General features: G+C 45.1%; 21 protein-coding genes. 10 read left to right on the plus strand and 11 right to left on the minus strand.

Going from position 1 to position 20,582, the window contains the following annotated elements; all coding sequences use genetic code 11:
- Position 1: 1 nt before the first annotated feature.
- A complete protein-coding gene (locus NI464_RS08535; protein WP_004647242.1) occupies positions 2 to 442 on the plus strand; it encodes a DciA family protein in 441 nt (146 codons plus the stop codon).
- Positions 443 to 540: 98 nt separating this feature from the next.
- Here NI464_RS08535 and lpxC read toward each other — a convergent pair whose 3' ends face one another.
- From lpxC to murG, 7 genes are all read right to left on the minus strand, one after another.
- Positions 541 to 1,443, minus strand: a complete 903-nt coding sequence (gene lpxC / locus NI464_RS08540; protein ID WP_004647241.1) for a UDP-3-O-acyl-N-acetylglucosamine deacetylase — start codon at positions 1,441 to 1,443, stop codon at positions 541 to 543.
- 126 nt (positions 1,444 to 1,569) lie between these two features.
- On the minus strand, positions 1,570 to 2,763 hold the full coding sequence (gene ftsZ, locus NI464_RS08545) for a cell division protein FtsZ (protein WP_004647240.1): 1,194 nt from the start codon (positions 2,761 to 2,763) through the stop codon (positions 1,570 to 1,572).
- Positions 2,764 to 2,922: 159 nt separating this feature from the next.
- Positions 2,923 to 4,185, minus strand: a complete 1,263-nt coding sequence (ftsA, locus tag NI464_RS08550) for a cell division protein FtsA (RefSeq protein ID WP_004647239.1) — start codon at positions 4,183 to 4,185, stop codon at positions 2,923 to 2,925.
- 70 nt (positions 4,186 to 4,255) lie between these two features.
- On the minus strand, positions 4,256 to 5,110 hold the full coding sequence (locus NI464_RS08555; RefSeq protein WP_253138166.1) for a cell division protein FtsQ/DivIB: 855 nt from the start codon (positions 5,108 to 5,110) through the stop codon (positions 4,256 to 4,258).
- A 2-nt stretch (positions 5,111 to 5,112) separates the two neighbouring features.
- Positions 5,113 to 6,042, minus strand: a complete 930-nt coding sequence (locus tag NI464_RS08560) for a D-alanine--D-alanine ligase (protein WP_004647237.1) — start codon at positions 6,040 to 6,042, stop codon at positions 5,113 to 5,115.
- Positions 6,043 to 6,099: 57 nt separating this feature from the next.
- On the minus strand, positions 6,100 to 7,548 hold the full coding sequence (murC, locus tag NI464_RS08565) for a UDP-N-acetylmuramate--L-alanine ligase (protein ID WP_004647236.1): 1,449 nt from the start codon (positions 7,546 to 7,548) through the stop codon (positions 6,100 to 6,102).
- Between the two features lie 12 nt (positions 7,549 to 7,560).
- Positions 7,561 to 8,658, minus strand: a complete 1,098-nt coding sequence (murG, locus tag NI464_RS08570) for an undecaprenyldiphospho-muramoylpentapeptide beta-N-acetylglucosaminyltransferase (RefSeq protein WP_253138167.1) — start codon at positions 8,656 to 8,658, stop codon at positions 7,561 to 7,563.
- A 424-nt stretch (positions 8,659 to 9,082) separates the two neighbouring features.
- On the opposite strand from murG, the gene NI464_RS08575 reads away from it, so the two are divergent.
- Positions 9,083 to 10,285: an MFS transporter gene (locus tag NI464_RS08575; protein ID WP_035340693.1), complete on the plus strand. Its 1,203-nt coding sequence runs from the start codon at positions 9,083 to 9,085 to the stop codon at positions 10,283 to 10,285.
- A 51-nt stretch (positions 10,286 to 10,336) separates the two neighbouring features.
- Here NI464_RS08575 and gshB read toward each other — a convergent pair whose 3' ends face one another.
- The gene (gshB, locus tag NI464_RS08580) at positions 10,337 to 11,287 is read right to left on the minus strand and encodes a glutathione synthase (protein ID WP_004729150.1); all 951 of its coding nucleotides are present in this window, start codon (positions 11,285 to 11,287) and stop codon (positions 10,337 to 10,339) included.
- A 131-nt stretch (positions 11,288 to 11,418) separates the two neighbouring features.
- Between gshB and NI464_RS08585 the strand changes: the two genes are divergently transcribed.
- The 4 genes from NI464_RS08585 to NI464_RS08600 all read left to right on the plus strand — a co-directional run bounded on the left by NI464_RS08585 (position 11,419) and on the right by NI464_RS08600 (position 14,899).
- A complete protein-coding gene (locus tag NI464_RS08585; protein WP_004281307.1) occupies positions 11,419 to 11,619 on the plus strand; it encodes a DUF3565 domain-containing protein in 201 nt (66 codons plus the stop codon).
- 124 nt (positions 11,620 to 11,743) lie between these two features.
- Positions 11,744 to 12,166, plus strand: a complete 423-nt coding sequence (locus tag NI464_RS08590; RefSeq protein WP_171476901.1) for a hypothetical protein — start codon at positions 11,744 to 11,746, stop codon at positions 12,164 to 12,166.
- Positions 12,167 to 12,207: 41 nt separating this feature from the next.
- A complete protein-coding gene (locus NI464_RS08595; protein ID WP_138742627.1) occupies positions 12,208 to 13,965 on the plus strand; it encodes a copper resistance system multicopper oxidase in 1,758 nt (585 codons plus the stop codon).
- Positions 13,952 to 14,899, plus strand: a complete 948-nt coding sequence (locus NI464_RS08600) for a copper resistance protein B (RefSeq protein WP_004729146.1) — start codon at positions 13,952 to 13,954, stop codon at positions 14,897 to 14,899. Before NI464_RS08595 ends, NI464_RS08600 begins: the two co-directional genes overlap by 14 nt.
- 171 nt (positions 14,900 to 15,070) lie before the next feature.
- On the opposite strand, the gene NI464_RS08605 is transcribed toward NI464_RS08600, so the two are convergent.
- Positions 15,071 to 15,403, minus strand: a complete 333-nt coding sequence (locus NI464_RS08605; protein ID WP_004729144.1) for a hypothetical protein — start codon at positions 15,401 to 15,403, stop codon at positions 15,071 to 15,073.
- Between the two features lie 545 nt (positions 15,404 to 15,948).
- Between NI464_RS08605 and NI464_RS08610 the strand changes: the two genes are divergently transcribed.
- Complete coding sequence (locus tag NI464_RS08610) at positions 15,949 to 16,158, plus strand: cold-shock protein (protein ID WP_004281299.1); 210 nt, start codon at positions 15,949 to 15,951, stop codon at positions 16,156 to 16,158.
- 461 nt (positions 16,159 to 16,619) lie between these two features.
- Here NI464_RS08610 and pyrE read toward each other — a convergent pair whose 3' ends face one another.
- A complete protein-coding gene (gene pyrE / locus NI464_RS08615; protein WP_004729142.1) occupies positions 16,620 to 17,270 on the minus strand; it encodes an orotate phosphoribosyltransferase in 651 nt (216 codons plus the stop codon).
- A 40-nt stretch (positions 17,271 to 17,310) separates the two neighbouring features.
- On the opposite strand from pyrE, the gene NI464_RS08620 reads away from it, so the two are divergent.
- Together NI464_RS08620 and NI464_RS08625 are read left to right on the plus strand one after the other, a co-directional pair.
- Complete coding sequence (locus tag NI464_RS08620; RefSeq protein WP_004729140.1) at positions 17,311 to 18,129, plus strand: exodeoxyribonuclease III; 819 nt, start codon at positions 17,311 to 17,313, stop codon at positions 18,127 to 18,129.
- Positions 18,130 to 18,602: 473 nt separating this feature from the next.
- On the plus strand, positions 18,603 to 18,953 hold the full coding sequence (locus NI464_RS08625; RefSeq protein ID WP_004729138.1) for a Spx/MgsR family RNA polymerase-binding regulatory protein: 351 nt from the start codon (positions 18,603 to 18,605) through the stop codon (positions 18,951 to 18,953).
- A gap of 73 nt (positions 18,954 to 19,026) precedes the next feature.
- On the opposite strand, the gene NI464_RS08630 is transcribed toward NI464_RS08625, so the two are convergent.
- The gene (locus tag NI464_RS08630; RefSeq protein ID WP_005105342.1) at positions 19,027 to 19,464 is read right to left on the minus strand and encodes a DUF2147 domain-containing protein; all 438 of its coding nucleotides are present in this window, start codon (positions 19,462 to 19,464) and stop codon (positions 19,027 to 19,029) included.
- A 156-nt stretch (positions 19,465 to 19,620) separates the two neighbouring features.
- Between NI464_RS08630 and NI464_RS08635 the strand changes: the two genes are divergently transcribed.
- Complete coding sequence (locus NI464_RS08635; RefSeq protein ID WP_004729134.1) at positions 19,621 to 20,532, plus strand: alpha/beta hydrolase; 912 nt, start codon at positions 19,621 to 19,623, stop codon at positions 20,530 to 20,532.
- Positions 20,533 to 20,582: the final 50 nt, after the last annotated feature.

Here is a 20,582-nt window from a genome sequence, read left to right on the forward strand (position 1 = left end):
TATGTCGGAACCTGTCAACGTTTTTCAACAAACAAGAAAACAGATAAAAACAGGAAACTTTTCGTTTCTCTCATCACAAGTCGCTGCCTGGCAGAAACTTACGAAACTCGTACAACCGCTATTGCCCCAACCGGAACGCTGGCAAGTTGTCTGCTATCAAAATGGTGTGTTAACGATTACCGGTGAAAACCAGGCCATGATCAGTCAATTGGCCTATCTTCAAAAGCAATACATTTCACAACTCTCTCAAATAAATGAATTAACAGATCTCACTAAACTTCAAGTTTGCTTGCGGAATCCTTCGCAAACATCACCTGTTTCAGCAACACCTGAAAGAGCCTTAAATGCAGAAACACAGGAATTACTTCGTAGTGCTGCTGACTTTATAAGCGACCCTAAGCTTAGCCAAGCTTTACTACGTTTGGCAAGCAATAAAAAGTAACATAGCAATCAAATGTAATAAATTAAAAAGCAAACATTATGTGATGTGTATCACAGTATTAAGCAATAACAAAAACATAAAGACACAAACACAATGACTTATGTCACATTCACATACATGATTGGACAATTGGCTTCGTCATCAAATGTTACAATTTCATAGCAGCTTGGATCACTTTTCACATTGCGTAAAAGTTGATTATTCAAGGCATGTCCAGATTTATAACCATCAAATTTGGCAATAATCTGATGCCCGAGCAGGTATAAATCACCCACGGCATCCAGAATTTTATGACGTACAAATTCGTCCGAGAAACGTAAACCTTCTTCATTAACGACCCCGGTTTCATCTACACCAATGGCATTTTCCAGGCTGGCACCCAGCGCCAGATTATTGGCTTTGAGATAATCCAGATCTTTCATAAACCCAAAGGTACGCGCTTCACTGACTTCATAAACGAAGGTTTCAGTAGAAAAATCGATACTGGCGGACTGATGTTCTTTTTTAAAGGCAGGATGATCAAAATCGATGGTGAAATTCAGCTGAAAGCCCTCATGTGGGCTAAAAATGGCACGTTTGTCATCAATGAGTGCTTCAACCGGTTTAATAATCTTGACGAATTTTTTAGCGGCATCCAGCTCTTGCAAACCGCCCTGCATGAGCAGGTAAATAAACGGACCTGCACTGCCATCCATAATCGGGACTTCAGAGGCCGACACTTCAATAATCAGGTTATCAATGCCTAGACCAGCAATCGCACTCATGACATGTTCAATGGTGCCTACTTTGGCATTTTCCTGAACCAGGTTCGAGCACATGAAGGCTTCTTGAATCAGCATGGCATCGGCAGGAATGTCGACTGGCGGATTCAGGTCAATACGACGAAACACAATTCCCCCATCGGCATGGTGCGGCACAAAGTTAATCATGACTTTTTGCCCACTGTGAAGACCGATTCCGCTCGCTTTCACGACACGTTTCAGGGTACGTTGTTTCAACATGCTTTTATCATCTGTTCATCTATAAAACCGCTATACGTTAGCATATTTGGCTATTGATAAAAAACAAAAAGGTGGCTTAAAAGCCACCTTTCCTGTCTAATCTAGCTAAACACATGATGTTACATGTTATTTACGCTGTTGATTCTTAAGATAATCCTGAATGCTCATTGGCGTTGGGCGCGGGCTAGAAACTGAAGCCGCCGCTGGATTCGCTGCTGCACCTGTTTCATGCTGCTGACGCTGAATTGCCGGTACATCATCATCTTCCACCACAGCCTGTGCAGCTGCTGCTGGACGAGTTGCCTGTACATTAGTACGTTTGGTCGGTTCAACTGAATCCGCTGCATGACGGGTGAGACCTGTTGCAATCACAGTCACGCTGATTTCATCACGCGCATCCGGATCAAAAACGGTACCGTAGAACACTTGACCCTCATCTAAATCGACAATCTGGTTCACGACATCAGTAATTTCTTCAATTTCACCGAAAGTCACGTCATCGCCACCAGTCACGTTGATCAGAATGCCTTTGGCATTCATGATAGTCACGTTGTCGAGTAATGGACTACGGATTGCCTGCTCAGCAGCCTGACGTGCACGGTTCTCACCACGACCCAGACCGACACCCATCATGGCATAACCACGAGTGCTCATAGCTGTTTTTAAGTCAGCAAAGTCAAGGTTGATATGGCCAGGACGGACTACCAAATCAAAAATACTGCGTACTGCATTCAACAATACATCATCCGCTTTTTTATAGGCATCTTTCATTGAAATATCACGGAAGACTTTCAATAGACGCTGGTTTGGAATGATGATTAATGAGTCTACATGCTGCTCTAGCGCTTCAATCCCTTTTTCAGCAGACTGTAGACGGCGTTTGCCTTCAAAGTTAAATGGCGTGGTCACGACACCAACGGTCAGAATACCCATTTCTTTCGCAATTTCAGCAACCACTGGCGCTGCACCGGTACCGGTACCACCGCCCATACCCGCAGTTACAAAGACCATATCGGTCCCTTCAAGCTGTTGGCGAATCAGTTCACGGCTTTCTTCTGCTGCGGTCTGGCCGACTTGCGGATTTGCACCTGCACCCAGACCACGGGTACTTTGCTCGCCCAGCTGAATTTTAAATTCGGCTTCCATGCGATCCAATGCCTGTTTGTCCGTATTGGCACAAACAAATTTTACGCCCTGGATATCGGACTGCAACATATGTTGTACCGCATTACCACCCGCACCACCTACACCAAATACAGTGAAACGGGCTTGACCATTGCTATCGCTATGATCGTCTTCGAAAAATTCAAATGAGGCCATGACCTATAAAATTCCTAATTCATAATTGGCAGTCACTAAGCCCGTATACTGCCTTAATCTTAATAAAATTGTTTTTAAGAATGCTGCTCATGCGTTCACTTGTCAAGTACAAGCCCGATTAACTACATCTTCCCAACAATAATCACAATAAAAATCGACTTAAAAGATTGATTTCAAGGTGTCATTAAAGCCAAACAAGGCTCTTTTGACCCGTTTAGCCAAGGACAACCGTTCTACATCATCCTGTTCCACAATCGTATCTTGGGTATCACTCTGGCTAAACATCAGCAAACCTGCCACAGTGCTATATTGCGAGCGACGTAAAGCAGCCTGATGTTGCTCATCTGCATACACCTGCGTCGGCGGATTACCTAAATGCGCCGAGACTCCCATGGTACGGCGAACAAAGCTCACCATGCCTTCGATATGACTAGCATCACCGGTTAATACCACACCATGATACAAGCCCTGGATGGCACCATTTTTCACTAACTCATCACGTACCAGACCCAGAATTTCTTCATATCGTGCCATGATAATTTCAGTCAGCTCGATCCGGCTGATGGTTTGTGGCCCGTCAATTCCTTGGAACTGAATCATATGGTCCGGCTTGACCACTTTCAGGTCGACACAGCCATACAGCAATTTCAGACGTTCAGCTTCTTCGGTCGTGGTTTGCAATACTGCTGCAATATCACGGGTCACATGTTCACCGCCACGCTGGAAGGTATGGGTTAAGGCCAGACGGCCATCCACATACACCGCCACATTGGTCGTGCCAGCACCGATATCCACTAGACACACGCCATATTCTTTTTCGTCTTTGAGCAGGCTGGCTTCAGCGGTGGCCAGACTCGACACCACCATTTTTTCTACGCCGATATTGGCCCCCTTCAGGGCGCGATCAATATTCTGCATGGTACTAATCGGCAGCATCATCAGATGATAATGCCCGGTCATGCTATGTGCCGACATACGAATCGGGTTTAGCACCCATTCCGGTGAATCATCCAGCTCAAAACCTAGAGGCACAGCACTGACCAGATAATGATCTGAAGTCAAATGACTGGCTTTGGCCAATTCCAGTGCACGCACCACTTCACTGGTGGTAATCGCATGTTCGCTATTGTCGATCGAGGTGCGACCTGAAGCATAAAAGCTTTTTAATTCGGCACTTGGAATAGAGACCCAGGCAGAATGTACACGACATTCCGCCATATCTTCTGCTTCTTGAACGGCATTTTTAATTGCAGTAATAACTTTATCGAGACTGACAATTTTCCCTTTACTCATGCCTCGGTTACGAGCGGTTGCCATACCAATCACTTGGATATTGTCTGGCGCGTGTACCTTGCCAATCAAAACTGAAACTTTGTGTGTCCCAATGTCAATCGCTACAACCGAGGGAACAGCTTCACTCATTATTCACTACTACCATTACGTGTTTGTTAGATTTATGGCTTTAAATGCCTCTATTTTTTAAAGCCGGTCATTATGGCTTTACTGTTACATTATTCTCAACGCCCGTGTCATCAATGGTTACAATAAAATGTCCATTTACAATTTTAGGCGGAATTGAATTTTTCCACTGGATCGACAATCCATTGCGATAACGCAGATCAATGGCCGAAATTTTAGACCAGACGGGCTTTAAATCGCTCTGAGACAGATGACTCAGGCGCTGTAATTTGCTCATGGTCTGATCTTTATCCACAATTATTCTTAAACCCGAATCAAACTGCATAAACCAGGTCATTCGCTCGGTGAGATATAATTCTTTTAGACGAATGCCTTGTGGTAAAAATAACTGATTAATTTCATTATAACGACGCATCATGGTTTCTGCATGGCTCGCCGGCCCATGTAGTAACGGTAATGCCTGATAATTCTTGGGTGTGACTTCCGTGAAAATCACACCACTGTCACTCAATAAACGTCCTGTCCCCCAACGCGCAATCGCATGATGCGGCATCACCCGCACCCGAATGCCATTTGGCCAGGCTCGGGACACCACGACCCGATCCACCCAGGATAATTCCAGAGTACGATCGCGGATCGCTTCCAGATCTGAAGTAAAATAGTTTTCGGTCACAATCGGTGACACATATTGCATAACCTGACGCTGTTCAGCAGCCGAGCGCGTACCTATCACGCCCAGCTCTGCCACGTCACTATTGGTCATGACTTTATATAAGCCCAATATTCCAAAGGCCAGCACCAATACCGCAATACACAACAATAACCAGCCACCAAAATTGGTCAGCTTTTCTTTGCGTGTCGGCGGCTTGTCGTGAATTGAAGTAATCGCAGCACGTTTACGGCGCATGGAAACAGGAAGTTGAGCCATATTTAGTGTGCCGAACCAGTCAAGGTCTGTTCCAGAATCGCGACACACAGCTCATCAAAACTGTATCCGACTGCAGCTGCCGCTTTTGGCACCAGTGAGTGACTGGTCATGCCCGGTACGGTATTGACTTCAAGCAACCAGAAGTTGCCCTGTTCATCCTGCATGGCATCAATCCGGCCCCAACCACTGGCACCGACTGCTTGGAATGCGCGCAAACTCAAGGCTTTTAACTGTTGCTCTTCAGCTTCGCTTAAACCACATGGAATGCCATATTGCACATCATTACGCTGATATTTCGCTTCATAGTCATAGAAGGCAACATCTTGAGGCGGTTCAAGACGAATCACCGGCAGCGCCTGACCATTTAAAACCACAATGGTATATTCACGACCGGTAATCCATTTTTCTGCCATCACCACAGCATCATGTTCAGTTGCCTTGGTAATTGCTTCTGCAAAATCTTCAATTTTCTCAACCTTACTCATGCCGATACTGGAACCTTCATGTACCGGCTTGATAATCAAAGGCAAGCCTAAAGCATTAACAATGTCGTTCGCATCAGAGTCTTTGGTGACAATGCGATACGGTGCTGTCGGCAATTCCGAACCCTGCCAGACCTGCTTGGTCTTGACCTTGTCCATGCCGATCGCAGAACCTTGTACACCGGTACCGGTATACGGCACGTTTAACCATTCCAGTGCGCCCTGGATCTGGCCATCTTCCCCGCCACGTCCATGCAATACAATAAAAGCACGATCATAATTTACCAGTTCTGTGACACTACGCTCCTGAGGATCAAACGCTTCCGCATTGACCCCTGAACGCACTAATGCCTCAAGTACCGCCGTACCACTGTCTAGAGAAACCTCACGCTCTGCAGATTTACCACCAAGCAACACGGCAACTTTTCCGAATTTTGAAGCATTTGACACGTTTATATCCTTAAACTTTTTTCAATCTGGTCAATTCAATTCAGTCACACAAGATGACTATTTTATATATAAGTGATTTTGTGCAAGTTCGACTGAGATTGCTCCAACATTACCTGCGCCCTGGGTTAATAACAAGTCATTTGCTTGCAATACTTTTCTCATGATCTGATTCAGGTTGCCGTCCGTCGCATCAACCAGAATCGGCTCGACTTCACCACGTAAGCGAATGCTGCGGGCCAAAGTACGGCTGTCCGCCCCGACAATCGGTTTTTCACCGGCAGGATAAACATCCAGCAACAATAACTGGTCTACAGTAGAAAGCACTTCCACAAAATCATCAAAACAGTCACGGGTACGGCTATAACGGTGTGGCTGGAACATCATTACCAGACGACGGTCCGGATGACTCTGACGCGCAGCTTTAATCGTCGCTTCGACTTCTTTTGGATGATGACCATAGTCATCCACCAGTTTCACGTCACCGCCCTCAATCGCAAACTCACCCTGAACCTCAAAGCGACGACCCACACCACTGAAACCTTCCAGTGCACGGCAGATTGAAGCATCAGACACACCTTCATCGGTTGCTATACCAATCGCGGCCAAGGCATTCAGCACATTATGCAAACCTGGCTGGTTGACCGTTACACGCAATGGCTCACGCTCTTTACGCAATACGGTAAAGTGGGTTTGCATGCCATCCTGATCAACATCTACTGCGCGGATGTCATTGTCCTCATTGAAGCCATAAGTCAGTAACGGACGTGCAATCCGCGGCATGATTTCACGGATATTGGCATCATCACCACAGACTACAGCCAAGCCGTAAAATGGCAGTTTTTGCAGGAACTGGATAAAAGTATCTTTCAGGACATCGAAGCTACCGCCATAGGTATCCATATGATCAGCATCAATATTGGTCACCACGGCAGCCATCGGTTCCAGGTGCAGGAAAGAAGCATCTGACTCATCGGCTTCGGCCACGATATAACGGCTGGCGCCCAAGGCTGCGTTCATACCGGTACGGTTCAGCAAACCACCGATCACATAGGTTGGATCCATGTTTTCTTCAGCCAGCATACAGGTGATCAGGCTAGTGGTGGTGGTCTTGCCATGCGTGCCGGCAACGGCAATACCATGGCGGTAACGCATCAGTTCACCCAGCATTTCCGCACGGCGAACCACAGGAATACGGTTTTCAATCGCGGTTTTAATTTCCGGATTTTCTTTATCAATCGCGGTAGAAACCACGATCACGTTGGCGCCCTTAATATTATTTGCAGTATGTCCGATATAGACTTTAATGCCATTCGCTTCCAGCTGTGCGGTGGTATTGGATGCCTTGATATCTGAACCGGAAACTTTATAGCCCTGGTTTTTCAGCACTTCCGCAATACCACACATGCCTGCGCCACCGATCCCCACAAAATGAATGTGTTTGATACGGCGCATTTCCGGCACTTTGATTAACTTTTTCGCTTGTTCAGCTGGGGTTGTTGGAGACATAGTTTACTCGGATTACAATTCTTGAATTAAACGGACCACATGTTGAGTCGCATCGGGTTGAGCCTGTCGGCGTGCTTTCACGGCCATTTCCATTAACAGCTGGCGATTCAGCATCGGCTCTAATAATGTTGTTAAACTTTCCGGGGTCATCGTGGCCTGCGGGCAAATCTTTGCCGCATTGATATTGGCCAGGAAACCGGCATTGGCCGTCTGGTGATCATCCACTGCGCTTGGAAGCGGCACAAAAATCGCAGCCACCCCGGCAGTGGCAATTTCAGTGACGGTCAAAGCCCCGGCACGGCAAATCACCAGATCGGCATCAGAATAGGCTTTGGCCATATCCTCAATAAAAGGCTGTACTTCAACTTGTAGACTGGCCGGTGCATTTTCATAACGTGCCCGGGTCGCCTCGGCATGGTTTTGCCCACACTGATGATAGACGCTTAATCGCACATTGAGTTGCTTTAAAGCTTCCGGAACCCATTCATTTAAGGCTTGCGCCCCCAAAGACCCACCAACGATCAGAATACGTAAGGGCAATCCTGCCTTGTCACGCTCCTGATAACGCCAGGATGGATTTAAAATTTCGCTAATTTCCTGTCGTACCGGATTACCCGTAGTCACGACTTTATCTTGGGCCGGAAAGGTATTTGGAAAAGCCTGGCACACCGTCTTTGCCACACGCGACAATTGGGTATTGGTAAAACCGGCAACTGCATTCTGTTCATGGATCAGCACCGGAATACCTAAGATACGCGCAGCCAAACCACCCGGGCCTGCCACATAACCACCAAAGCCTGCCACGGCATCGACCTGAAGCTGTTTCATGAATTTCATGGCACTTAAGGTGGCTTTCATAATTTTAAAAGGCGCCAAGGCTTTACGCACAAAACCATTGCCACGCACACCTTGAATATCGATCTGATAAATGGGAATATTCTGGTTTTTTAACAGGCGGTTTTCCATGCCTACGGGCGTGGCCAACCATGAAACCTGTATACCTTTTTGTTGTAAATCTTTGGCAACAGCTAACGCTGGAAACACATGTCCACCTGTACCTGCGGCCATCATCATGACATGTTTAGGCTGTTTTTGCTGAGCTTCGGTCACGGTTTAATTCTTCAATTCAAAAAATGGAGCAGGAAATCTGATTTAAGTAATCAATTGTAATCACAAACCTCAGGCCATGAAAGTTTATTTACTTTATTTCAACAAGGCTTTAATTGTTTTTTTCATGCAAATTCCAAGTTTAGACTCGTTTTATTTATAAGGTCTGCACTTTTCCTTCGACTTAAGTGACATATCATAGCAATTTTAAATGATTTTCTCATTATATTATCAATAACCTTGCCACGGACAGGGCTTTATTTAGAACCCTTTACAGCTCACTCCCGGTCAATCCATATCCTATCATCGACTAATGAGCTTAGGCTTAAATCCTATCAATTTTATAAAACTTTCATGTTATTCATATCTATATATGAATGATGCTTGATGTACAAGCAGATGCTTTAAATGGACTCAGTTCGGATAAATGTCAAAAATATCATGTCATGATGTATGGATTATCTTGGCCGGTTATCTGGCTGCGATCCATGTCGGCAAACTTTCGGCCGTGATTCCTGTATTGCAGCAGGATTTAAACCTGAGTTTTACCCAGGCTGGTTTTTCATTAGCGTTGGTGCAGGCTGCCGGAATGCTGTTTGCGCTATGCATTGGCGCCTTCTCGGAAAAAATGGGATTAAAGCGCTGCCTGATCATGGCCTTAATCATTTTAGGGCTGAGCAGTTTTGCCGGGCTTTGGATTACGCAGCCTGCCACTTTATATGTATTGCGCTTTATGGAAGGAATCGGGTTTTTAACCATTTCCTTGTGTGCGCCAGCAATTTTAAAACGTACCAGCCGCGCTGAGACACTGAATTTCAAGATGGGACTCTGGAGTTCCTATATGGGCATCGGTGTCAGTCTGGCCGTATTGACGATTCCTCTCCTGCTTGAATATCTGGACTGGCAAATGATCTGGGCCATTTTGGGCTGCCTGTGCCTTGTCATTGCTGGCATGATTAAACAATATTTAAATATTGAACCTGTCTTGGTAACACAGCCAGACTCTTCTCAGCCAGCTACGGAAAACACCTCATTCTGGCAGATTGTTAAAATTACCCTGACCCACCCATCGATTATCTGTCTGGCGATTATTTTTGCCTGTTATAGCAGTCAATGGATCACTGTCACGGGCTTCCTGCCTACGCTGTATGTCGAACAGGGGCTAGACTTAAAACGCGCAGGGATGCTGGCTTCAATGGTCGTGCTGGCCAACCTAGGCGGTACTTTTGGCGCAGGCATGTTGCTGCAACAGGGTTATAGACCGCACACCTTATTGAGTACCGGATTTGTAGCAATGCTCTGCAGCAGTTGCTTGGTATTTGCTGCAAATTCCTGGCTCTCATTTGAATTGCAGGTTGTCAGTGCCGTGCTGTTTTCACTGATTGGCGGGATGATCCCAACCACTGTTTTTGCGATTACCCTGCACTATGCACCACGTGCCTATGCAGCAGCGGCCAGTGTGGGTCTGGTTTTACAAATTTCAGCCTGCGCACAGTTTTTTATACCGACCCTGAGCGCTGCGCTGATATCTGCCACTCAATACTGGGCCAATCTTGCCATTATCACCGTCTGCCTTTCGATGCTGGGCATGGTAATGACGGCATATTTATTTAAGCGTTACCCGAAATAAAAAAGGTAAAAAGAGCCTGCAAGCAGACTCTTCTTTCACCTGATTTTACCTTTAAACCTGATTGGCCTGACCTGCTTCCAGCACGGCAAACAGATCATCCGCAATCGAGGTGCCAAACTGCGCATCAATTTCACGGATACAGGTTGGACTGGTTACATTAATTTCAGTAACATAATTTCCAATCACATCCAGCCCCACAAAGACCAGACCTTTCTCTCTGAGATACGGCCCTACTTTTGCTGCAATGGCTTTGTCAGTTTCAGTCAGTGGGCGCGCCTCGCCCAGGCCACCCGCGGCCAGATTACCGCGCACTTCACCATTTTGTGGAATACGGGCCAGACAATATGGCACTGGCTCGCCATTAATCATCAGGATGCGTTTATCGCCTTCGACAATTTCCGGAATATAACGCTGCGCCATAATCGGCTGGGTACCATTATTGGTCAGCATTTCAATGGTTGAACCGATGTTGATGCCATCCTGATACAGACGGAAAATCCCGGTGCCACCCATACCATCTAGCGGTTTTACAATCACATCGACCTGTTCTTTGAGAAATTCACGGATCAGGCTTTGTTGCGAAGTCACCAAGGTCGGAACTTGCAGATGCGGGAACTGGGTTGCGAACAGTTTTTCATTACAGTCACGCAGGCTTTGTGGCTTATTGATAATCCATGCCCCTTCGCGCTCTGCCTGTTCCAGAATATAAGTGGTATAGACAAAGTTCATATCAAAAGGCGGATCTTTACGCATCAAGACAACGTCATAAGCAGCGATCGACTCTTTGCGTTTTTCGCCGAGTTCACAATAATGATCGTAGTCTTCAAATACCTGTAACGGCGCGATCAGACCAAAGGCCTTGCCCTGGTCGATATATAAATCTTGCTGCAATGCATAACCGAGTTCATGCCCGCGACGTGCTGCTGCCCATAGCATCGCCATGGTCGAGTCTTTCTTCAGGTTTACATTTTCAATGGGATCCATCACAACAAGTACGCGCATGTGTCTCTGCTCTTTTTCAAAAAATGACTTGGCAAGGAGTATAGCTTGTGTCGATTCTTTTGTTTATGGTGATTTTGCATGACTTATTTTATATAGGTACTGAGACAGATTGAGCCCACAGGAGGTTTGCCATGCAACAGGCCATTATCGGTTTTCACCTGGATGAGGAACAGCATTGGGTTGCAGAGCTGGCCTGCGGACATGGCCAGCATGTGCGGCATACCCCGCCATGGCAAAATCGCCCATGGGTGATGACCGAGCAAGGACGTAAAGAAAAACTCGGGATGCTGCTAGACTGTAAAAAATGCGAAAAGTGCGAAACTGAAACCTGAACCTATGAAAAAAGTAGTATGTAGGTGACCTAAAAAATAATCTTGTCCAGAATTTGCTAATTTGAGTTACTGCGTTTATGCTTTTATTGCTCAAACATGCAGCGCATTTTTTCAGGGTGTACTTTTGCTCATACGGCTCGTCAAACAGATCTGGTTGGTGATGCTTGTGGTTTTTGCCATAGGCTGGAGCAGTGTGTCTGTCGCATCTGCAAACACCATGCATCTGGTTATGCCGTCTGAAAAAACGAATCCTCATTGTCTGGAAATGACAAAACCCTCTGCTTCTCACTCGCTGCATAAGACTGATCATCATCAAGATCAGGAACTGATTCAGCCGGACTGTGTCAGTGACAGCACCCAGCAGTCATCAGATTGTCTGGATTGTGGCACTATGGCCTGCCAGAACTTGGTCACCAGCCTGCCCATTACAACGCCCGAGTTAAGCGTGCCTGATCACGGTTATCCGGAAAAAACCCTCCTCCCTGCTTACCATGCCCAGCACCTTGTCGGTTACTGGCAAGAAATCCTGCGCCCACCCAAAGCTTGATCCTGAATTTTTAAATTTTTTTATTCATTAAGGATTAAGTTATGTTGCTTAAAATCAGTCAAAGCCTGTGTCTGGGCTTCGGTCTCATCTCGTCGTCTGCCTTGTTTGCAGCCGTAAAAGAATATCATCTGGTCATTGATGAAAGCCCGATCAATCTCACCGGAAAGACGGTCAAGCGTATCACTGTAAACGGAAAATTCCCTGCACCCTTGCTGGAATTCGAAGAAGGTGATGATGCAGTCATTCATGTACAAAACAACCTGAACAATCAGGATACCTCACTGCACTGGCATGGCCTGCTCCTGCCCGGGCTGATGGATGGTGTCCCCGGATTTAACGGTTTTCAGGGCATCAAACCGAAACAGTCTTTTACTTATCGCTTCAAGGTTCGTCAAAACGGCACCTACTGGTATCACGCACATTCCAAAGGTCAGGAACAGGACGGCCTCTATGGCGCCTTGGTGATTCGCCCCAAAGCCCAGACATTGCTACCTGCACATGAACAAACCGAGCGGGATTATGTGGTGATGCTGTCGGATTTTCACGAACAGGGCAGCCAGCAGATTCAGAACAATTTAAAAAAATCGGCCGAATATTATCAGAACCAGCGCGAAACCGTTGGCGATGTATTTAAGCAGGTAAAACGTGACGGCCTCAAGGCCACCTGGTCAGACCGCAAGATGTGGAACCAGATGCGTATGCTGAAAACCGACCTATCTGATGTTACCGGTTATACCTTTCTGATCAATGGAAAAACGCCGCAACAAAACTGGAGTGGCCAGTTCCAGCCCAATGAAAAAGTCCGCCTGCGTTTCATCAATGCTTCTGCCATGTCGTTTTTCGATGTGCGTATTCCCCAGCTGAAAATGACCGTGGTCAGCGCCGATGGACAAGCTGTGCAGCCGGTCGCTGTAGATGAATTCCGGATTGGAACTGCTGAAACCTATGATGTGATTGTGGAACCCACTGCAGCGCATTACCAGATTGAAGCGGAATCGATCGACCGCTCAGGCTTTGCCATTGGCAGTTTGCATCAGGCAACTGATTCAAGCAAAACCCCGGCCCCGGTTCAATTACCGACACCGCGCCCTCGTGCCTTATTGACCATGGAAGATATGGGACATGGCGAACAGCATGACATGTCGCATGACGCACACAGCAGTCAGACCACGCAGACTGTCACAAGTGAACATGATCAGCATGCCCAGCACGACATGCATGCAAGTCATAGTGCCATGTCCGGAACCAATCAGCCTGTTCAGGGCTGGGCCAATATGTCTACGCCTGCAGGGCACAAAGCCTTGCAATATCAAGACCTCAAAGCCCTGACACCGCAACCTGATACCCGCGCAGCAGAACGTGAACTGGTGATTCGTCTGGGTGGAACTATGGAGCGCTATATCTGGACCATGAATGGTAAAAAATTCAGTGATGCCGAGCCACTTCAGGTGAAATATGGCGAGCGGATCCGGCTGAAATTTATCAATGACAGCATGATGGCCCATCCGATGCATTTGCATGGCATGTTTATGCAGCTGGAAAATGGTCAGTCTGCTGCAAATATGCCAAATAAACACACCGTGATTGTGCCGCCCGGGAAAACGGTGACCACCCTGCTCACAGCAGATGAACTGGGAGAATGGGCGATTCACTGCCATCTGCTCTATCACATGAGTGCCGGCATGATGAACAAGCTGATTGTGGCACAGGTTGACGAAGATCAAGCATCTCACCCTTCTTCACAAAAAACGCCGTCAAAGCCAGCAGCTGCCCAAGGAGAAAGCCATGCACATCACTAATCTTTTTGTAAAGTCAGTGCTTAGCAGTGCGCTTACCCTAAGCAGTCTGAGTATTTTTGCGGCAGCTTCTAGCGAGCATACGGGTCATAATGAACATCAGCATCATAGCGGATATCATGCCATGCAAAACATGGCTGATGACCACGCACAGCATACTGAAACAGCAAATGCCGTTTCTCATCAACCGCCACCAAAGTTATTGCATCAACAGCAGGCGCTGAACACACCACAAAATTCAGTCAGTTCTGCCAGCGAACATGATCATCGTAAAGAACATGGCGCACAGATTTATAGCCAGATTATTCTGGACCAGAAATGGCAGCATAGTTCAGAGGGAAATGGAGCATTCAAGTCCAAGAACCAGGCCAGAGTCGGCACGGATGAAAATAAAATTTTCCTCAAGCTAGAAGCCGACAAACATGAATCCCGTCAGGCCGAATATGATGCCAAAGTGTTGTATAGCCGAAATATTTCTGATTTCTGGGATGTGCAGACCGGGGTGCGCTATCGACAGGAAAATTTAGCCGAGCCTTCTATAAACCAGCAGAACGAGCGCTTCGATGCAGTATTTGGGCTACATGGCCTGGCTCCCTACTTTTTCGAAACGGATGCTCATGTCTATGTTGGTGAAGATGACTTTGTCGGATTAAAACTGAAAACAGAGCGTGACCTGTTACTGACTCAGAAACTGATTATGCAACCCTTTGTCGAACTGGATGTCATCCTGAATGATCAGGCAGCTAATGCGAAAAAAACCGGCCTTAGTCATGCCACCTTGGGCCTGGAAACACGCTATGAACTGAGCAAAAAGCTCATGCCTTATTTGGAAGTGGGTTATGAATATAGTAAAGGCAACCAACAGACAGCCTGGCAGCAAAGTTCTGATTCAGAAAAAGGCTGGATCTATGGTGCAGGTCTAAGAATGATGTTCTAAATTTTTGATACAGAAAATTATGCAGCTACGGGATGTGAAACGCCATTCATGTCCCGTAGCGCTATGGCACTATACATTTGACTGAGAAAGATTTTTTAAGCCTATGAACTGTACATGCAATGCTTTTCTGTACTTTCCCGCTCATTAAGACACTTGTTATTTTGCGAAAAACTAGTCTTCATCGCCTTGATTTCCACTGTTACTTTTAGCAACCAAAGTGCCTAACATAATGATAAAGGTACTTACACCGCCAATTAACAGGCTCAGCAGCCCCATTTCCAGCATAAAATTACTATCACCAGTCTCAGGGGCACCCCATAGAAATTGAAGACGATCGCCAAAAACAAAATTGATTGCACATACAATCAGAAAACCAATCAAGGTGGCAATCAGTAAAGTGACCACCAAGTTCTTCCACATTTTACATCCGACGAACAGGATGATCATGGCCAGTCCAACCATGGTGATGATGGATATAAGTAACACACTGTTCCAGTAATCCATGAGACTCACTCGTATTTGGTTTTAAATTAAAATCAAGAAATTCTTATAGTTAATTTTTCCAATTGAATTTTAATATAGGTGGATTTTTATACACAAACAATGACGATAACTATCTTAAAACTACAAATACTAATTTACCCAAAGTTATAAAATACACTGACTTAGTAAAATCTTGCTGGGTACTGAACGATTTTGATTAACATAAAGTAACACAAACACAACGTGTATTTATTGTTTAGCTTGGTTAAAGCTTAAATACAACCGATAAAGCTCAAGTAAACAGCTTGAAATTCTTTAAAAAACAAGAATGGAGCCACTTTTATAAGAAAAATAAATAATAAATATAAAAAACTTGAATATTTTCTGATTTAGGCTATGCTGTCTTTAACTAGAAAAAAGCGTTGTTTAGTTAAGCTTCTTTAAGTGCCGCAGTATTATTTATAATCCTCCGTTTTTTCAGATCTTTATTTCAATTCTTGTTGTTTTTCCAAGTTATCCATAGTCATTTGCATGACTAAAATTATTAAAATTTAACAGGTTATATTATGTCTACTACAGTTACCGGTACAGTAAAATGGTTTAACGAAACTAAAGGTTTTGGTTTTATTCAACAAGAATCAGGTCCTGACGTTTTTGCTCATTTCAAAGAAATCAGCAGTTCTGGTTTCAAAACTTTGTTTGAAGGTCAACGCGTTTCTTTTAGCGTGGTTGATGGTCAAAAAGGTCCAAATGCGATCAATATCGTTGCGCTATAATTTAGCCCAGCAATAAGAAAAAGCACCTTCAGGTGCTTTTTTTAGCACTGAAGATTCATAATTTTGGTGAAAGGTTTTCTGATTGTCTGTTTAGCTCATCAAAAGTGAATTTTTAAGAATCATGTTTCTGAATCACTGCTGCTCAGTTAGACTTTATAAAAGATAAAAATGAAAAACCCCTAGCATCCTGCCAGGGGCTTTCCGTATGGGTTCGCTTGGTATAACTCCTGTCGTACCTTACTTTCCTTGTATTTATCTATTGTTATTCTTGTGTGGAACCTCCTGTTCCTGTTAAAGCTATCATAGGAAATTTCCACTATTCAAAACAGCCGCAAAGTGCTGGAATTGATGTAAGCCAATGCTTACAAGAATAGACAGAGATAATAAATTTCAAATGTTTAGCAAATTGAACATCTACAAAAAAAGGAAGCTCAAGCTTCCTTTTCTATGCCAATCTAGGCTTAGATCCCATATTTAACACGGTAATCTTCCATTTTCGCCAAAGCTGCTAGGTCGCCTTTCGCTTCCAGATAGTCCATTAAATCTTTCATGGTAATTAAGGCATGTACAGGAATCTCAAGCTCTTGCTGCACTTCCTGAATCGCAGACAGTTCGCCCTGACCTTTTTCCTGACGGTCTAATGCAACTAGCACACCCGCAATCTGCGCACCGGCATTTTTCAGGATGGTGACGACTTCACGAATCGCTGTGCCTGCGGTAATCACATCATCAATGATCCAGACTTTTTTACCTTCTACAGAAGCACCGACCAATACGCCACCCTCGCCATGGTCTTTGGCTTCCTTGCGATTAAAACCCCACGGCACACTTACCCCATGATTTTGCGACAGAGCCACAGCAGTTGCTGCCACAAAAGGAATGCCTTTATAGGCAGGTCCAAAAATCACTTCAACATGGTCACATTTAATCAGTTTTGCAGCATAGCCAGAAGCCAGCAGTGTCAAGGCTTCACCATCATTCAACAGACCCGCATTAAAAAAATAGGGACTCACACGTCCCGATTTTAAAGTAAACTCACCAAATTTAAGCACACCGCGTGATAATGCGAGTTCGATAAAAGCTTGTGGGTTAAACTGAGCTGGCGTTGACATGAGGTGCTCCTAAATCCATTAATTAAGGTAAGACTTGCGCATGATACCAAAGAGTAGCTATCCAGGTGATCAAAAAATTCTTCGCGTCGTTTCAATTAATGTCAACGGCTTACGCTCATCTGTCACCAAAGGTCTATTAGAATGGATGGAACAGTCGGATGCCGACGTGATTTGCATGCAGGAAAGCCGGATCACGCATGCGCAGTGGACCGATAAATTCAAGCCTGAAGGCTGGTACACGCACCTGTTTCCTGCCGAGCGTCCGGGTTATGCCGGTACGGCCATTTATAGCCGTCTGCCTTTTGTGTCTCTGACCGATGGCCTGGGTTTTGAACTGGCCGATTCACAAGGCCGTTTTATTGCCGCTGAATTTGACTTGGGTCTAGAACAAACTGTACAGATCTGTTCCCTGTACCTGCCTTCGGGTTCATCGGGTGATGAAGCGCAAGCGCGTAAAGATCACTTTCTGGAAGAATATGCAAAAATCCTGAAACAGTGGCGCGATGAAAATAAATCGGTGATTGTCTGCGGTGACTACAATATCGTGCATAAACGTATCGATATTAAAAACTGGTCGGGTAACCAGAAAGCCTCGGGCTGTTTACCGCACGAACGTGCCTGGCTAGATCATATCTACGATGAGCTTGGTTATGTCGATACTTTCCGTGAAGTCCGCAAAGAAGCCGAATTATACTCCTGGTGGTCAAACCGTGGACAGGCGCGTGCCAAGAATGTTGGTTGGCGGATTGATTATCATGCCTGCTCTCCGGACTGGAAAGAGCGCACCATTAATGCCTGGGTCTATAAAGAACAATGGTTTAGCGACCATGCCCCCGTGATTATCGACTACAAACTATAATCTGGATTATTTAATTGAGTGAACAGTTGTTCACTCAATTAAGGCTTATCTCTTACATGACATGACGTATTTTTTGGGTTTATCTCAATGTAATAACATAGCATTATAGCGCTACGGCACAAGGACATGTCAGGACGACAACATAAGGACAGGACGCCGTAGGACGAAAATAAAACAGACTATAGATTTAGCTTGTTTTGCATGGATGTGACATTGGACGTTGGATTGAGACCCGCATGATCAGGATGATTAAATGCGGGTTTTCTATTTCTATCATTCCCAAATTTTTATTTTTCTTATTATTTAGATTGTTCTTTTTCTTGCTGCTCATGTTAAAGCTGCTTGATGTCATTTTGATGACATGACTTTTCTGCTATTTAAAATTTTTTCTTTTTTTTCATTTGCTTTTGCATGGTCTGCTGCTGCCAATTTGGTTAAGCTAGTTCATGATTTAAATTTTTTAGAGGGCAGCTATGTTAAAAATTTACGGAATTAAAAATTGCAGTTCGATGAAAAAAGCCTTTGATCTGCTGACTGAGCAAGGTCTGAGTTATGAATTTCATGATTATAAAAAACAGGGCATCGATGCTGAAACCATCAGAACCTGGCTAGATGCCTTGGGTCAGGATGTGGTCCTGAACAAGAAAGGCACCACCTGGCGTAAACTTAGTGAAGAAGAGCAACTAACCGCCCTGTCGAGTGAAGATGCATTAATTAATGCATTAACTACCCATACCAGTTTAATTAAACGTCCAATCTTGGCGACCTCTACAGGATTTATTGCCGGTTTTGATGAAACAGCTTATCGTGGCTTAGCCCGCTAATATCATGTATTGAATAACACTCATAAAAAAAGCCTGACATTGGTCAGGCTTTTGTATATCTGCTTAAAATAAATTAGTTGGCACGAATCCAGGTCTGGTTACGACCCAATGCCGCTACGCCGATGAAACCACGTAGCTCAAGTTTCTTGCCACCGTCTGCCAGCTGGCCTTTCAACTTATAGGTTTTACCAGATTGCGGATCTAGGATCGAACCGCTGTCATAACTCGTACCACCAGCATTTTTCAAACCTTTAACAATGGTCAAGCCTTTCAGAGATTTGTTGTGATATGGACCTTCACATTTTTTGCAGGCATTTTCTTCACCTGGAGTTAACACAGACTGAATACTAGCTGACAAAGTGCCGTTCTTTTGTTCAGTGAATTTAACCATGGCCTTAGGCTGCTTGGTTTTATCATCAATGGTTTTCCATACCGTGCCATTTAAAGGATCCGCGGCATTAGCCAGTGCAGATAAGCCTAGTAGTCCTAACGTAAGCGCTATTTTTTTCATTTTTCTTCATTTCCTTAGTCTGAAAATAGACCCATGTAGTATTAAAAAGTTACAACAATTTTTCAATTTTTAGGTGTGACTATTTAGTGTAACCTTGTAAATATGGTTGGTAAATAATCTACACGATCAATAAAAGCACAAAAAGATGGAAGGAAGATGAAGATAAGCCCGCTAACGAAACAATTAATTACAGAAAGCTTTTTAAAAACGGCCATTCGTGCCCCGAGCAGATTCAGTCTTCCACCGAGTTCAATGCGCATTGCTCTGGAACAGATGTGCAAACTTTTCCCTCAGGATAAAACGGTACAGATTCGCTCGCTTCGATTGGCCGGACTGCGCGCGGAAGAAATTAAGCCGCAGCAGGAATCGACCCAGCTGATTTTTCATATTCATGGCGGCGCATTTTACTTAGGTTCTTTAAATACCCATCGTGCCTTTATGACTCAAATTGCGGCTCGAACCCAGATGCAGGTGCTGCATGTCGATTATCCGCTATCACCCGAATCTGCCTATCCAGAAGCGTTGGAAGCCTTGTTTGATGTCTATAATCTGCTACTGGATCAAGGTGTTCAGGCCAAAGATATTATTCTGTCCGGCGATTCTTGCGGTGCCAATCTGGCCTTGGCGCTGGCACTCAAAATACAGCAGGAAAGTCTGCCACAGGTCAGCGGTCTGATTCTGCTGTCTCCACTGCTGGATTTAACGTTGACCAGTGAATCTTTACGTTATAACCAGAAGCATGATGCCCTGCTGTCTCTGGAAACGGTTCAAACCGGGATTGAATATTATGTGCCGCGTTCGATTGATCGTGGTGATCCGGAAGTTTCTCCTTTTTTTGCCGATTTAGCCGGCTTGCCACCGATTCATATTCAGGTAGGTTCCAAGGAAATTCTGCTGGATGATGCTAGTCGTTTTAAAGAAAAAGCGGAACAGGCGGGTGTCGAGGTCGAATTTAAACTCTATACCGGCATGTGGCACAACTTCCAGATGTTCAGTGCCTGGTTCGATGAAGCCAAACAGGCGCTGACCGATCTTGCAGAATTTGCCCATCGTCTGGACCGAGATTAAGCATGATTTAGCATATAAAAAAGGTCAGCCGTAGCTGACCCTTTGAAAAA

The sequence above is a fragment of the Acinetobacter lwoffii genome, from assembly GCF_024129685.1.
Lineage (GTDB): Bacteria > Pseudomonadota > Gammaproteobacteria > Pseudomonadales > Moraxellaceae > Acinetobacter > Acinetobacter lwoffii_X.

Bases quoted from the DNA above. Each gene is read 5' to 3' on its own strand.
- NI464_RS08535 (WP_004647242.1), top strand. From the start codon at position 2: ATGTCGGAACCTGTCAACGTTTTTCAACAAACAAGAAAACAGATAAAA.
- lpxC (WP_004647241.1), bottom strand. From the start codon at position 1,443: ATGTTGAAACAACGTACCCTGAAACGTGTCGTGAAAGCGAGCGGAATC.
- ftsZ (WP_004647240.1), bottom strand. From the start codon at position 2,763: ATGGCCTCATTTGAATTTTTCGAAGACGATCATAGCGATAGCAATGGT.
- ftsA (WP_004647239.1), bottom strand. From the start codon at position 4,185: ATGAGTGAAGCTGTTCCCTCGGTTGTAGCGATTGACATTGGGACACAC.
- NI464_RS08555 (WP_253138166.1), bottom strand. From the start codon at position 5,110: ATGGCTCAACTTCCTGTTTCCATGCGCCGTAAACGTGCTGCGATTACT.
- murC (WP_004647236.1), bottom strand. From the start codon at position 7,548: ATGTCTCCAACAACCCCAGCTGAACAAGCGAAAAAGTTAATCAAAGTG.
- NI464_RS08575 (WP_035340693.1), top strand. From the start codon at position 9,083: ATGTCAAAAATATCATGTCATGATGTATGGATTATCTTGGCCGGTTAT.
- gshB (WP_004729150.1), bottom strand. From the start codon at position 11,287: ATGCGCGTACTTGTTGTGATGGATCCCATTGAAAATGTAAACCTGAAG.
- NI464_RS08585 (WP_004281307.1), top strand. From the start codon at position 11,419: ATGCAACAGGCCATTATCGGTTTTCACCTGGATGAGGAACAGCATTGG.
- NI464_RS08595 (WP_138742627.1), top strand. From the start codon at position 12,208: ATGTTGCTTAAAATCAGTCAAAGCCTGTGTCTGGGCTTCGGTCTCATC.
- NI464_RS08600 (WP_004729146.1), top strand. From the start codon at position 13,952: ATGCACATCACTAATCTTTTTGTAAAGTCAGTGCTTAGCAGTGCGCTT.
- NI464_RS08605 (WP_004729144.1), bottom strand. From the start codon at position 15,403: ATGGATTACTGGAACAGTGTGTTACTTATATCCATCATCACCATGGTT.
- NI464_RS08610 (WP_004281299.1), top strand. From the start codon at position 15,949: ATGTCTACTACAGTTACCGGTACAGTAAAATGGTTTAACGAAACTAAA.
- pyrE (WP_004729142.1), bottom strand. From the start codon at position 17,270: ATGTCAACGCCAGCTCAGTTTAACCCACAAGCTTTTATCGAACTCGCA.
- NI464_RS08620 (WP_004729140.1), top strand. From the start codon at position 17,311: ATGATACCAAAGAGTAGCTATCCAGGTGATCAAAAAATTCTTCGCGTC.
- NI464_RS08625 (WP_004729138.1), top strand. From the start codon at position 18,603: ATGTTAAAAATTTACGGAATTAAAAATTGCAGTTCGATGAAAAAAGCC.
- NI464_RS08630 (WP_005105342.1), bottom strand. From the start codon at position 19,464: ATGAAAAAAATAGCGCTTACGTTAGGACTACTAGGCTTATCTGCACTG.
- NI464_RS08635 (WP_004729134.1), top strand. From the start codon at position 19,621: ATGAAGATAAGCCCGCTAACGAAACAATTAATTACAGAAAGCTTTTTA.